Origin of the sequence: Fulvivirga maritima, assembly GCF_021389955.1 — a bacterium.
In the GTDB taxonomy this organism is placed as follows: Bacteria; Bacteroidota; Bacteroidia; order Cytophagales; family Cyclobacteriaceae; genus Fulvivirga; species Fulvivirga maritima.
Genome location: NZ_CP089980.1, coordinates 3,651,907 through 3,666,253 on the forward strand (window position 1 = coordinate 3,651,907; position 14,347 = coordinate 3,666,253).

General features: G+C 37.5%; 12 protein-coding genes. 7 read left to right on the forward strand and 5 right to left on the reverse strand.

Annotated features, from left to right (window positions below; genetic code table 11):
* Positions 1-17: 17 nt before the first annotated feature.
* The gene (locus tag LVD15_RS15550; RefSeq protein WP_233776137.1) at positions 18-833 is read right to left on the reverse strand and encodes a M48 family metalloprotease; all 816 of its coding nucleotides are present in this window, start codon (positions 831-833) and stop codon (positions 18-20) included.
* A gap of 173 nt (positions 834-1,006) precedes the next feature.
* Here LVD15_RS15550 and guaA point away from each other — a divergent pair, with 173 nt between their 5' ends.
* The 3 genes from guaA to hemL are packed head-to-tail and all read left to right on the forward strand — an operon-like array spanning position 1,007 to position 5,569.
* Positions 1,007-2,536: a glutamine-hydrolyzing GMP synthase gene (gene guaA / locus LVD15_RS15555; protein WP_233776138.1), complete on the forward strand. Its 1,530-nt coding sequence runs from the start codon at positions 1,007-1,009 to the stop codon at positions 2,534-2,536.
* A gap of 7 nt (positions 2,537-2,543) precedes the next feature.
* The gene (locus LVD15_RS15560) at positions 2,544-4,283 is read left to right on the forward strand and encodes an ABC transporter substrate-binding protein (RefSeq protein ID WP_233776139.1); all 1,740 of its coding nucleotides are present in this window, start codon (positions 2,544-2,546) and stop codon (positions 4,281-4,283) included.
* Entirely contained in the window at positions 4,280-5,569 is a 1,290-nt protein-coding gene (gene hemL / locus LVD15_RS15565; RefSeq protein ID WP_233776140.1) for a glutamate-1-semialdehyde 2,1-aminomutase, read from the forward strand. Before LVD15_RS15560 ends, hemL begins: the two co-directional genes overlap by 4 nt.
* Here hemL and LVD15_RS15570 read toward each other — a convergent pair.
* Positions 5,566-6,789 (reverse strand): DUF3667 domain-containing protein, encoded by a 1,224-nt coding sequence (locus tag LVD15_RS15570; protein ID WP_233776141.1) that lies wholly within the window; start codon positions 6,787-6,789, stop codon positions 5,566-5,568. The genes hemL and LVD15_RS15570 overlap by 4 nt on opposite strands.
* Positions 6,790-7,032: 243 nt before the next feature.
* On the opposite strand from LVD15_RS15570, the gene LVD15_RS15575 reads away from it, so the two are divergent.
* The 3 genes from LVD15_RS15575 (at position 7,033) to hutI (ending at position 9,845) form a co-directional block, all read left to right on the forward strand.
* Positions 7,033-8,073 (forward strand): hypothetical protein, encoded by a 1,041-nt coding sequence (locus tag LVD15_RS15575; protein ID WP_233776142.1) that lies wholly within the window; start codon positions 7,033-7,035, stop codon positions 8,071-8,073.
* A 127-nt stretch (positions 8,074-8,200) separates the two neighbouring features.
* Positions 8,201-8,521 (forward strand): potassium transporter KefB, encoded by a 321-nt coding sequence (locus LVD15_RS15580; RefSeq protein ID WP_233776143.1) that lies wholly within the window; start codon positions 8,201-8,203, stop codon positions 8,519-8,521.
* Positions 8,522-8,600: 79 nt separating this feature from the next.
* Complete coding sequence (gene hutI, locus LVD15_RS15585) at positions 8,601-9,845, forward strand: imidazolonepropionase (RefSeq protein WP_233776144.1); 1,245 nt, start codon at positions 8,601-8,603, stop codon at positions 9,843-9,845.
* A 98-nt stretch (positions 9,846-9,943) separates the two neighbouring features.
* Here hutI and LVD15_RS15590 read toward each other — a convergent pair whose 3' ends face one another.
* Positions 9,944-10,348 (reverse strand): OsmC family protein, encoded by a 405-nt coding sequence (locus tag LVD15_RS15590; RefSeq protein ID WP_233776145.1) that lies wholly within the window; start codon positions 10,346-10,348, stop codon positions 9,944-9,946.
* Positions 10,349-10,431: 83 nt separating this feature from the next.
* Entirely contained in the window at positions 10,432-13,023 is a 2,592-nt protein-coding gene (locus LVD15_RS15595; protein ID WP_233776146.1) for a PAS domain-containing sensor histidine kinase, read from the reverse strand.
* Positions 13,024-13,247: 224 nt separating this feature from the next.
* On the opposite strand from LVD15_RS15595, the gene LVD15_RS15600 reads away from it, so the two are divergent.
* Positions 13,248-13,838 carry a hypothetical protein gene (locus LVD15_RS15600; RefSeq protein ID WP_233776147.1) on the forward strand — a complete coding sequence of 197 codons (591 nt, stop codon included), beginning with the start codon at positions 13,248-13,250 and terminating at the stop codon, positions 13,836-13,838.
* Here the strand turns inward: LVD15_RS15600 and LVD15_RS15605 are convergent.
* Positions 13,835-14,344 (reverse strand): hypothetical protein, encoded by a 510-nt coding sequence (locus tag LVD15_RS15605; RefSeq protein ID WP_233776148.1) that lies wholly within the window; start codon positions 14,342-14,344, stop codon positions 13,835-13,837. The genes LVD15_RS15600 and LVD15_RS15605 overlap by 4 nt on opposite strands.
* Between the last annotated feature and the right edge of the window lie 3 nt (positions 14,345-14,347).

Below are 14,347 nucleotides of genomic sequence, written 5' to 3' on the forward strand. Positions count from 1 at the left end.
CGGATAGTTTTTTTCTTTTATAAGCTGTTTTGAAAAGCTTCATAGCCACTCTTGCCTGATAACGAAGTGTCACAACCTGCTTCTGTTGCCAAGGCATTTATATCTTCCACTCTGCTATCTGGGCTGGGGTGAGTGCTCAAAAATTCAGGTGTATTTCCTGCCTGTTCTTCTTCTAATAATTTTTCAAAGAAATAAGAAGCTCCATTACATGCATATTCGGTAGCTCCCAAGTATTCAACTGATTTAGCATCAGCTTCTTCCTCAAAGTTACGGCTAAACTGAAGCCCGGAAAGAGTACCTGCTACCTGTCCTGCAATTTGCTCCAGCTGAGAAGCATTCTGTCCAAGTAGTATGTTTAATAGTAAGGATACACCATATTCTTGTTGAATATTTCTACTAGTATGTCTTAAATCAGCATGCGCTATTTCATGCCCCAGCACACCTTCTAGTGCATCAGGTGTTTCTAAATATTTTATTAGGCCAGTGTATACATAAATATATCCACCGGGTGTAGCGAAGGCATTAAGCGTATTGTCATCTTTCAGCAAGGTTACTTCCCAAACAAATTCATCCCTATAGGCTAACTGCCCACTGTTAAGAATATCATCTACCATAGCGTTTATGTAAGCATAAGCTTCTGGGTTTTCAGATTCAGGAATAATATTATACGAAGGGTCACTGGCTATCTCTGCACTTACCTGTTGGCCCAACTCTACATCATTACTTACTGAGAATAATGCAACATTGTCATTCTTGTCACAGCTGGTAATTCCTAATATTACCACTGCCAGCGTTACCGGAGTAAAAAGTCTTAGTAAAATATTTTTTTTCATAGATCTGTTAAAATTAGTTGCGTTTATAATCTAAAATATTGTGCCAACTATGGTTAGAGTAACTATACTTAATAACAAACAACAGGTGTGGGTAACTATCTCTACAATATTAGTAAAGTTTATCTTTTTATAAATTAATAGTTTTTCCACGCAGAGCATACTATTTTTGCGGAATGGCAGAACAAATATTGATCCTAGATTTTGGCTCACAGTATACTCAGTTGATAGCCAGGCGAGTAAGAGAACTAAATGTTTATTGTGAGATTCATCCTTATAATAATGCCCCAGAACTTACAGATGATGTAAAAGGGGTGATTTTTTCAGGAAGCCCCTGTTCAGTAAGGCAGGAAAATGCACCTGAGGTAGACATAGATGCTTATTGTGGAAACGTGCCTGTATTGGGCGTTTGCTACGGAGCACAACTTATGGCTCAAAAAGGAGGAGGTAACGTATTACCTTCTGAAATACGTGAATACGGAAGAGCTAAGCTCAGTAAGGTAGATCAACATAACGAGTTGATGAAAGAAATCTCTATAGACTCTCAAGTGTGGATGTCTCATGGCGATACTATTTCAGAACTGCCAGAAAATTTTTCAATTATTGCCAGTACCCCTTCAGTAAAAGTAGCAGCTTTTAAGAAGGAAGGTGAGCAGACCTATGGCATACAATTCCACCCAGAAGTAACGCACAGTACTGATGGGAAAAGAGTGTTAAGAAACTTTGTAGTTCATATTTGTGGATGCGAGCAAAGTTGGACCCCTGATATCTTTGTGGAGAGCACAGTAACCTCTTTAAAAGAAAAACTCGGTGATGATAAGGTAGTGTTAGGCCTTTCTGGTGGAGTGGATTCATCAGTGGCGGCTGTACTTATACATCAAGCTATTGGTAGTAATCTGCATTGTATTTTTGTAGATAATGGATTGCTTAGAAAGAATGAGTTTGAAGACGTATTGGACTCTTATAAGCACATGGGGCTAAACGTAAAGGGAGTTGATGCCAAAGATAAATTTTACACGGCCTTAGAAGGGCTCACAGATCCTGAAGCTAAAAGAAAGGCCATTGGTAAAGTGTTTATTGATGTTTTTGATGAAGAAGCACATAAAATACAGGATGTAAAATGGCTCGGTCAGGGTACTATTTATCCTGATGTGATAGAGTCAGTATCAGTAAATGGCCCTTCAGTAACTATAAAATCACACCATAACGTAGGAGGCTTACCTGATTATATGAAACTCAAGGTGGTAGAGCCTCTCAATACACTATTTAAAGATGAAGTACGTTTGGTAGGTAAGACCTTGGAGATTGATCAATCTATTTTGGGGAGACACCCTTTCCCTGGGCCAGGATTAGGTATCCGTATTCTTGGGGACATCACTCCGGAAAAGGTACACATTTTGCAGGAAGTTGATCATATTTTTGTCAATGGTCTTAAAAAGGCCGGTTTATATGATGATGTATGGCAGGCAGGAGCCATGTTATTACCTATTCAATCTGTAGGGGTAATGGGAGATGAGCGTACCTATGAACGTGTAGTAAGCCTTCGTGCTGTAACCAGCGTAGATGGTATGACTGCCGACTGGTGCCATTTGCCTTATGAGTTTCTTGCAGATGTATCAAATGAGATAATTAATACCGTGAAAGGTGTTAATAGAGTAGTGTATGATATTAGTTCTAAACCCCCAGCCACTATTGAGTGGGAATAAGCAAACAATGAATTATAAAAAACTATTACTTGTAGTCGGGCTTTTACTATCGATTAATTTCCTCTATGCGCAGGAAAGTAAGCAGCAGCAATACCTGAATGCTAAAAGCCTCTTTAACCAGGAAAGTTACAACCTGGCTATGGAAGCTTTTAAGCCGCTGATGAAAAGATCAGAGGATAATCCTTTTGCTGAATATGCTTCCTTTTATTATGCTCTAGCAGCTTATAACCAGGGGTATGTGCCCATGGCTAAAAACATGTTATTGCAGATAAAAGAACGCTTTCCTAAATGGTCTAAAACCAATGAGGTGAAATATTGGTTAGGCAAAATCTATATGGAGAGTAAAGAATATAATCAAGCTATCACCATTCTTGATGATATTAATGATCGCTCTTTTAATGAAGATATAGATAACCTTAAGTTCTATTATTTAGAGCAGATTGAAGAGGTAGAAAATGTAAAGCAGCTTCACGAAAATCATAAAGATGATAAAGTACTGGGAGAGGTGCTGGCAAAAAAGATTGCAGCACAGTCATTAGTCAATCAGGATCAGAAGCTTCTGGCCGAGCTGGTTAAAAAGTTTGATCTCAATGCCGCTGATTACCAGACTATCATAGATGAGAAGCCGGTGTTCAAAGAAAAATATAGAGTAGCAGTGCTTTTCCCATTTTTAATGGATAGGCTTGCTCCTAATGACAGACCGAAAGTTAATCAGTTAGTACTTGACCTTTATGATGGCATAAGGTTCGCCTTAGATACACTGCGAGAGCAAGGAATAAAAGTAGAAGTTTACGCATATGATACAGAGCGCAGTAAAGCATCAACCAAAAAGATTCTGGAAAAGGAAGAACTAAAAAGCATGGACTTAATTATAGGGCCATTGTTTGCTGAGCCTAGAGAGTTAGTGCAAGAGTTCTCTTTTCAATATAAAATCAATATGATCAATCCGCTATCATCAGAGGCAGATGTAGTGGGTAAAAATCCTTATTCTTTCTTATTTAATCCTAGTAATGAGACTATAGGAAGAAAAACGGCTGAGTATGTAAGCAAACATGCACGCAATAATACAGGTTTGATTATATATGGTGAAACATCACAAGATTCTGCTGTAGCCATGGCTTATAAGCAAAAAATTCAAAGTGAAGGTTTCAATATTATAGCTACTAAAAGGGTAGAGAAAGATGATACCAGGCAAATATTAGATATGCTGGTAAATAGAGGTAAAATAGGTGGTGGCCCTGAAGAAGAAGCTATTTATAGAATTAAGGAAGATAGTGTAGGGCACATATTTGTAGCTTCTACCAATGAACTGATTTCTTCTAAAGTAATTAGTGCAGTACAAACCAGGGGTGATTCTATAATGGTTGTAGCTTCTGCTGATTGGTTGAAAATGTCAGTAGTAGGATATGATGTTTATGAGAAACTAGGAGCAGCTTTATTTGCCCCATTATATGTAAATACTGATAAGCCTGAGTACATCAGGTTTAGAGAAGATTATATTTCAAAACACAGAGTAGTTCCTTCTCAATATGCCAGCATAGGTTATGAGATGATGTTATTCCTGGGTGAAAGCCTTAATAAATACGGGAGGTATTTTCAAACAGGATGGGATAAAAACGAGTTTATACCAGGTTATCTGACTCCTGGTTTTAGTTATTCTAACACTCAGGATAATAGTATAGTACCTATATTAAACTTTGGCCCGGAAGGAGTAGATGTAATATACGAACTAGACGAAAAAGAATGAAGATAGAAACTAGCAAATCACTATTTAATAAAGCACAAAATTTTATACCCGGAGGGGTAAACTCTCCGGTAAGAGCATTTAAATCAGTAGGAGGAGATCCTCTATTCATCAAGTCTGCAAAAGGCGCTTACATGTATGATGCTGATGGTAATGGCTATATAGACATGATTAACTCATGGGGGCCTATGATTCTTGGGCACGCTCATGAAGAAATAGGAGCCGCAGTGGTAGAAGCTGTTAAAACTTCTCTATCATTCGGAGCGCCTACTAAAGCGGAAATAGATATAGCTGAGCTTATTTGTGAATTGTTTCCTTCAGTAGAAAAAGTGCGAATGGTAAACTCAGGTACTGAAGCTACCATGTCAGCCATACGCCTTGCCAGGGGCTATACTGATAGAGAGAAGATTATCAAGTTCGAAGGGTGTTATCACGGCCATGGTGATTCTTTTTTGATAGCTGCCGGAAGTGGTGCAGCTACTATGGGGGTACCTAACAGCCCCGGAGTAACTGAGGGAGTGGCTAAGGATACACTTACAGCTCCTTATAATGATTTGGAAGCGGTTAAAAACCTTATAGAAAGTAATATTGATAACATAGCGGCTATTATATTAGAACCTGTAGCGGGCAATATGGGCTGTATTACGCCTAAAGAAGGTTATCTTCAAGGTCTAAGACAGCTATGTGATGAACATGGTATTATTCTGATCTTTGATGAAGTAATGACTGGCTTCAGGCTGTCTCAAGGGGGTGCGCAAGAGCTTTTTAACGTATCAGCTGACCTTACCACTATGGGAAAAATCATAGGAGGAGGAATGCCTGTAGGTGCTTATGGCGGTAAAAAGGAAATAATGGAGTACGTCTCGCCAGTGGGGCCGGTTTACCAGGCAGGTACGCTGTCAGGTAATCCTGTGGCTATGGCTGCTGGTTATGCCATGCTTAGCCATCTTAAGTCGCACCCAGAGCTGTATACGCAATTGGAAAATACCACCAAGCAGATAAAAGAAGGTTTTGAAGCTAATCTCTCTAAGCTGGGATTAAATTATACTATCAACCAGATAGGCTCTATGATTAGCCTGTTTTTCTCTGATAAAGAAATTACAGACTTTGAAACGGCTAAAACATCTGATACTGAGCTTTTTGGTAAGTACTTCAGAGGTATGTTAAATGAAGGTATTTACCTGGCTCCATCTCAGTTTGAAACCTTATTTGTTTCAGCCGTTATTACTGATGATTTAGTGGATAAAATAGTGGAAGCTAACTTTAAAGTGCTTCAGGCTATTCACTAAAATAGTAATAGAGAGATTAAAGCTTCGGATGTTAAAAACAAGCATATGAAAGTGCAGTACATCCAGCCTGTAATTATAAATTTCATAAAGGTCTTAGCCCAGTGTTGTTTATAGACTCTTAGATATGAAATATAGGCATATACTGCCATCCACACAAAGCTAATTGTTATCAGTATATTATCAGTGCTACTTGGCATATCTGTACTGATAACAATTAGTATCACTATCCCATAAATAAAATAAGCGAAAGCATGCAGGTAAAGGCTGAGAATCAGGTGTTTGATGTATAGCTGATGCCTTCTTATGTAAAGCAATTTTAAGATAGCCGCGAAAATAGGTACCAATAATAACATCATTATAGGCAAATTGCTAAGTATATATAAATAGGCTCCTTCCGGGTTTCTTTTAAACCTTATGGTTTGTATAGAAATACGTCTCTGGAAGCCAGATAAGTTATCAAGCTTCATAGAGTCTAAAATTGCTTCATCAGAATATTGCTTTTCGTATTTAAGGTCTTCTATAAGCTTCCAGTCCAGTGGAGGTATGATAAAAGATTTATTTTTTCTGGATTTGCGCGAAGTGGAGTCAGCTAAAGTTGTAGTAGACTCAGTAATCAGAGAATCCAAAGAGGTGTTTGAAGAATCAGGAGATATAAGGCCAAGTTTTTGTTGAGCATCTTCACTCAGCTTACTCTTTAAAGTAGATATCTGCTCTGCTGTTAGCCCCTGATTAATTGCATCCTTAAAGTCTTCCAAGTCGTCAGATTTTACTTTACTCAATATGGAGTCTATTTCTTGTTCAGATAAATTATCCTGAAGCGCCTTTCGCGTAGTTCTGCCTAAATCTTCTACATCCCTAAGAGCTATTTTTGAGTCCCCACTATCAAAATCACCAATTCCTTCTTTTTTTGCAGCTTTGGTAAGTACAAAAAAGAAAAATATGCTCAGGATAAGATAAAGCCTTAGTGGGTGAGAATAAGAAGCCCTTTTTCCTTCAATGTACTTGGTTGTAAGTTTACCAGGTTTAATGAAAAATGGTATAATGGTCTTTACAAACTTAGAATCTAGCGCAAAATAGGTGTTGAAGAAATCGCCTAAAAGTGTTTTTAAAGATACACTGTTGTTAGTGTTTTCTTGCCCACATTGAGGGCAATAATTATATACCTGATCTAAAGATGCTCCGCAATTCGGACACTGGCTCGTCTTTCTTCTTATTCTCATGTTTCCAAGTTTGCCGGAAAACTATTAAAAAATACATATTAAACATATATTTGAGCGGTTAAAATGTGTTTTACTTGTTACCTTTTACGTGCTTTTTACTATTAATGCTTATATTGTTGTCTGGTAGGAGGTTACAAGGGCGCGTTTTTAATTATTGTTATAGGAGCTAAGACAATTTTTGTTATTTTTATAACTTTATTTTAATTGCCATTTCGAAGAGCTATTTTTTTAATACTATTAACCGTGAAGAAATTCCATATTTTTTTAGTGCTTTTTGTTTTCTGTGTGGTTAGTCAGAACTATGCTCAGAGCAGAAAGGATAACCAACCTGTAACGTATGAAGAGTTATATGATGAACCTTATGCAATAAACAAGTTATTCGTACAATTTCAGCCTGTTTATGGGGAATTATGGAAAGCTAATATCAATGCCGGTTTCGGATTAGAAGCTACCTATTTCTGGAAGGAAAAGATGACCTTTAGAGCTCATGCCAGAAAAACATACGCTCAGTCATTTGATCTTACTAGAGATATTGCTGAAAACATGATTGAAGATAATAGTAATCTTCGAGCAGTTCCTAGAATTCATAATTTTTATGAGGTTGGAGCTACTTATCATATTAAAGATTTTGAAGAAAGCTCTAAGACCAAAATGTTCCTTTATAGAAAAAGTTATAAAGGAGATAAATGGGCGGCCAGAGTGCCTTTGAATGCTGAAATTCCCTGTAAAGTAAGAAAAATATACGGAGCCAGATTAGGTGGGATGTTTTTTGATACTGCAGTAGATATTAATAGAGTGCTAGATGCTCAGGATATGACTATAAATGAAGCTTTCGGAGAAGAATTTCCGGCCCAACGTGAGAATGACATGGGCGAAATGGAGGAGACTTCAATTTTCTCTGGAGTAGATGTTAAAGGCGCATACATAGGAGGGTCCATGACTTGGATTAGAAATGTGGCTGTAGACTTTGATAATAAATATCAGGAAGGGGTGGATGATTTAATATTAACAGCCTTTTTTGATATACTGATAGCTCCTGCTATTACTGTAGATGATATTGTATACGGTGCCAATTCTTATTCTGCTGATAACTTAGAAACCTCTATGCTTGGCTGGAGATTAGGTATTGACGGTAAATTTAACAGAACTTTAAGCTGGGGATACGGCGGTGAAGTAGGGATGAGACCAGGTCTTAAAGGTCAAGGATTCTATGCGCTTATAAAAGTGAGTTTCCCTGTGTTCAGTACTAACCTTGAATATTCAGTAGAAGCATTCGGTAAGTAATTTCAAAAAAATATTATTATAAAAAAACCGATACGTGAGTATCGGTTTTTTTTATGCCCTCTTTTTGCTAGGAAATATTTGAAAATTTATTTACCCTGCATTTCAATGTGCTTTAAATTAATGAGTTATGGAGAGACTGGCTTCATGGTTAAATGTTAGAGCTATAAGGAAGAGTGCTCTGATAGGTGCAGTAATAGGCTTTTTAGTAATCACAGTATTTTTTGTAGTAGGTGGTGGCTGGGAACTGACTTTTAGGGTTTGGTTTCCAACACTCACAGTTACTATAGGAGGCCTTTCCGGAGGGATATTTTATGGTTTAATGTACTTTATTAGAAGGAAAGGAGGCTGGATTATGGTATTCATTAATATCCTCAGTGTCATTGTGTTTGTAATTGCCCTATGGCTTAGTTCAGTAGCGGGTTTTGCAGTAACAGGAGATTGGAATTAATACCATTTATTAGTCATGGATGGTTATAAGATTTTCTTATGATTCGGCAGGTTATGTTTTTACTGTTATTTTTACATTCATGGATATTTTAATAAAGAACATAAAGCAATTGGTACAGATACGGTCTCAGAGTCCGAAATGGGTGGCTGGTAAGGATATGGCTGAGCTTCCTGTGTTAGATAATGCCTATTTATATATTAAAAATGGCCTTATTTCTGATTATGGAGTGATGAGTGATCTGCCTCAATTGACTCCGGATAAGGAGATAGATGCTACTAATAAGTTTGTGTTTCCCTCTTTTGTTGATTCTCATACTCATTTGGTGTATGCGGCCAGTAGAGAAGAAGAATTTGTAGATAAAATTAAGGGGTTAAGTTATCAGGAGATCGCCGCAAAAGGTGGGGGCATTTTAAATTCAGCCAAAAAATTACAGCAGACAAGTGAAGAAGAGCTACTGGAGCGTGCTTTGAAACGTGCTTGGGAAGTGATTGGTTTTGGTACCGGAGCTATAGAAATAAAAAGTGGTTACGGCCTTACACTGAATGATGAGCTGAAAATGCTGAGAGTAGCTAAGCGCATTGGAGAAGAGACTCCACTTACGGTTAAAACCACTTTTCTCGGTGCTCATGCCTTTCCAAAAGAATATAGCCGTAAAGAATACATCAAGCTGATTAAAGAGGAAATGATACCGGCTGTGGCGGAGGAGCGTTTGGCTGATTATATAGATGCATTTTGTGAAGAGGGCTTTTTTACCGTAGAGGAAACGGAAGATATCATGGAAGCGGGTAAGGCTTATGGCTTAGTACCTAAAATACATGCTAACCAGCTGAGTATCTCTGGTGGAGTGCAGGTAGGTGTTAAAACTGGAGCTATTAGTGTAGATCACCTGGAGGCTATGGGTGATGCTGAAATTGATGCCCTTAAAGGAACTGAGGTAATGCCTACCTTATTGCCGGGAGCCGCTTTTTATTTAGGAACCAGTTTTCCGCCAGCAAGAGATATGCTTAAGGCTGGTCTTCCGTTAGCTTTAGCTACTGATTATAACCCGGGGAGTGCTCCTTGTGGTAAAATGCCTTTTATGCTTTCTTTAGCCTGCATTAAAATGAAAATGACTCCTGAAGAAGCCATTAATGCAGCTACCATAAACACCGCTTATGCCATTGATCTGGCAGATACACATGGCTCTATTACTAAAGGAAAAATAGCCAATGTATTTATTTCATCAGAAATGCCGTCATACAGTTATATGCCTTATTCTTTCGGTGCTAACCTTATAGAGCAGGTAATATTGAATGGCGAAGTAATAGAACCGGGACAAAAGTAGATTTTAAGTCAGATTGAGGTATCTCGAAACCTTAATATTTTGTATAAGTACAAATTTCGAGTGCCTCAATGTGACATTCAATAATTACGTAACTACTTTTAAGACTGCTCAATTACTTTAGTGTCAAATGTAATATCTGCTTTTAGCGAAGAGGCAACAGAGCAGTATTTCTCAAGGCTCAGTTTGGTAGCTTTATATAATTCTTCGTTATTGGCATCAGGAGAAACTAATGTAAACAGCAAGTGAATGTTAGTGAAGTACTTTGGTGCTTCTTCTCTTCTTGTACCTTCGGCTTCTATAATAAGATCAACCAATGTTTTTCTACGTTTCTTTATTACTAAAGCAATTTCTACTGCTATGCATCCTGTTAAAGCAGAGAGAACTAACTGCATAGGTGATTGGTCAGTTTTTCCACTATCTTTCATATCTATTTTTACTTTCTGACCCTCTTCAGTAGAGGCTTCATATTCGTAATCAGAGATATATTTGGTTGTTATTTTCATAATTATTTAGCTTTTAAGCTCACAAAGATGCTAAAAAATGAGGATTGACCAGCAAGATCTGAGCAGTAAAACATCTTCAAGGCTTAAGAGGAAGATTCATTTTCTGATGCTGTTGCTGAGTTAAAAAATACCGTGAAGGTAGAGCCTTTACCAAGAGCACTTTCTACCTCTATATTTCCACCCATAGATTCTACCTGTGATTTTATGATGTATAGACCTAAACCTTTGCCTTCAGTGTTTTCATGAAACCGCTGATACATGCCGAAAAGGCGATCTTTATTTTTAGCGAGGTCCATACCTAAACCATTATCCTTTACCGATAAAAACACCTTGCCTTCGTGCGTAGAGCCTGTTTTTATTGTTATGTGTGGAGCATCCATATTTCGATATTTGATAGCATTAGATAGTAAGTTGAGTAGTATACTTTCCATGAGTGCTCGCTTAAACATCACAGTCTGTACATTAAACGCAGTTTCTATTTCTACGTTGGTTGATTTTATCTGTGTTTCTATACTATCATAAACGATATGAAAAACCTTGTTGAAAGATACTTCTTCATTGGCTTCATACTTTTGGTCTCTAAGTGTGACTAACTGTATCAGGTCATTGAGGCTAGATTTCAGCTGGGTGAACGACTTACCAATTCTATCTATTATCTCAGCATTGCCAGTGGCGCCTGTATCTTCTTTATTAATGAAACTTATAAGTGTGTCTATATTAACAATAGGAGCACGGAGATTATGAGAGGTGATGTAGGCAAATTGCTTCAACTCCTGATTAGACGTGGTAAGTTTTTCAGTGAGTTTTAGCAATTCTTTTTCGTTTTTCTTCCTTTCAGAAATATCTGATAACATGAGAAGCAGACATGATTTTTCTTCAATAGATATCACTTCAGCTGAAATAAGTACGTCAATTATAGAGCCATCTGAAATGCGAATTTCTTCTTCATATTCATACACTTTTCCTTCTACAGAGATTTTCTCTATAAAACGGTTACGAGCCGCCAGATCAGGCCAAAAGTTGAGTTCTGTGGTAGTTTTGCCTATTACATCCTCTTTTTTAAGTTTTACTAATTCGCAAAATCGGCTGTTTACATCTATTAATGTACCATCAGCCAGTTGACTGATAGTAACCGGCACGGGACTAATATAAAAGGCACTATAGAAACTTTTTAAAGACTGTAAGGCTTTATATTCTTCTCTTTTAGCTTTAGTAATGTCTCTTACAATGCATAAAATCTGATCGGAGTTTCGAGTAATTACCCTGGCTTCGCAGTATAACAGACCTTTGCTTGTTGGTAACTCAAACTCATGGGTTTGTAATTCATTCTCTTCATAGGCCTTTTTAAAAACTTCTAACAGTTCATTAGCTACCGAAGGTGGATAAAGACTATCTAGCTTTTTGCCTATTATACTTTTATCAATGGAAAAGGGAGAATTTTTTGGTAGCTCAAAGTCCAGGATTGTGCCATTTATATTATGAATGAACATGCAATCAGGAAGAGCTTTTATTAAAGACTTATTCCTTTCTTCACTTTCTTTTAAAGCTTGGTCCCCTTTCTTACGATCAGTGATGTCTTGAATAGTGCCAATGAGCTTTTTTGCTTGTTCATCTTTTTCATTCCTGATAATAACATTCCTGATAGAACCGTCTTTTCTCAATATCCTATATTCAAGTGATAAATCATTACTTCCTGAAAGCGTCTTTCTTATTCCTTCCTTGGCTTTATGATGGTCATCGGGGTGTAAATAATCCAGGCCTTTTTCAAAAGTAGGTACCACTTCATTATCTTCAAGCCCGAGGATTTTGAAAAGTTGTTCTGACCAGTACACATCTCCGGTTTCTAAATCCATCTCCCAGTTACCAAGGTTAGCTAATTTTTGGGCCTTGAGTAATACGGCCTGACTTTGCTTCAGCTCCTCTTCAAGCAATTTTTGCTTAGTTACATCCAGCAAAATACCCTCAATAGATATCAGCTCATCTCTTTCAGAAAATACACCCTGTCCTCTTTCAAATATGTATTTAATTTCTCCATACCTGGTTCTGATACGATAATGGATTTCAAAGGCTTCTTTTTTATTAATATACTCTTCTCTGGTTTTCCAAACACGATCTTTATCTTCTGGCACAATCAGCTTTACAAAACTGATGCTGGCCTTTTTAATAAAGTCTTCCTTGTGGTAGCCCGTAAGGTCTTCTACAGCATTACTTACAAATAGTATGGTTCTATTACTATCATGATTACAGCTGTAAGGAACCCCGGGAATGTTTTCTACCAGCTTAGAAAGCCGGGCCCTGCTTTTTTTGAGTAGTTCTTCGTTCTTTTTTCGCTCTGTAATAAATTCAGTGTGAACTATAATACCACCAATCTTATTTTGGTCATCTCGCCACGGACGGGCATCCCACCGGAGAATTTCCTTCTGGCCGTTTTCTTTTATGAACTCATCGTTTTCATTGAATTCCATAGCCCCTTTAAGGGCTCTTTTATGCACACTTTTCCAGTAGGGGATTACATCAGGAAATACTTCATAGTGGTTTTGCCCAATAAGGTCATCTATGTGAATAGGAGTGCTCTTTACCCACCAGTCGGTAAGCCATTTATGACTACAGGCTATGTAGTTCATGTGCCTGTCAAACATAGCTATTGACACAGGGGCATACCTAACAAATTGCATAAAGTGAGTGTATGCCGAATGGGTATGGGATGATTGCGTTGTCATTAAGAATTCTCTACTTCAATATCTCTACTGCTTATTCCTAACAGTTTATAATAAGTTAAGCAATAAATCTGATAAATATGATAGATTTTATTTTGAATATGTTTGATAACCAGAGAGAAACATCATTGGGGTGGGGGCTGCATGTAAACATTACTTGGGGAGATCTGTTAATTTAATCGATGGAGCAATTCTATGAAATACCTATATTTCCTTTAGCCATATTGCCTTTGCCTCATGAGCTGGTACCTCTTCATATTTTCGAGCCTCGTTTTCAGGAGATGCTGAGAGATGTAGAGGAGAAAAAGATCACATTTGGTATATATTACAGTCATGGGCAAAATAAAGATAGGCTAGGAGGCGTAATGGAGCTAGACAGCGTTTTAAAGCGATATGAAACCGGTGAAACTGATATAGTAGCCAAATGTGTAGATGTTTTTCTAATGGCCGAGTTTTATAGTCAGTGGAAAAAGAAATTGTACCCTGGAGGTAAGGTGTATCCGCTAAATATGTTGGAGCCTGAGCCTATGAGCAAAGGTTTTGTGGCTGATTTTAAGCGTTATATGAAGATGAAGGATGTCACTGATATCGATGACGACTTTGATATTCATGACATTGCTAACGAGCTTAATCTGGATGAAGTAGATAGAATAAAATACCTTAGATTACTTAGCAACCCTAAAAGAGAACGTTTTTTAAAGGAAAGACTGAAGTATCAAAAATTTATTCTTAATCAAGAGCAAAAAAATAAGGATACCTTTTTCCTTAATTAGTGAATAGAATTTAGCTTTCTAGTGGCTCTTAAGATTTGAACTACGGGTGATATGGTGAAAATTACAGCCATAGCACCTGCCATAGACGTGAGGACGACCATCACCAAGACACTGTTAAACATCATGTTTTTAGGTGATAGTAAAAATACTGATACCAGTATTATTGAAAATACCAATAACGACCAGCCAGCGTTTTTAAGACCGAGAATTAGGCGAAACTTGAGCGTTTTGTACTTCTTTGGCACTGAATAAGGAACGTTTTTCTGACAAGTTTTATCATAAAACCGCTTTACAGAGTCCATAGTTACAAATAGCGGGAGGAAAAAGGCCAGAGGTAAAAATACTCGTAAAATGGACTGCTCTCCTGAAGAAAAACTGATTTGCTCAAAATTATGCAAGCCCCAATATTGCACTCCAAAATTAAGTAATAAGTTGATTATCAAGTTTATAGATGCCCTTTTGATGATGAATTGCTTTATGGGCTCAATATTCAGGATATTCATCATGGT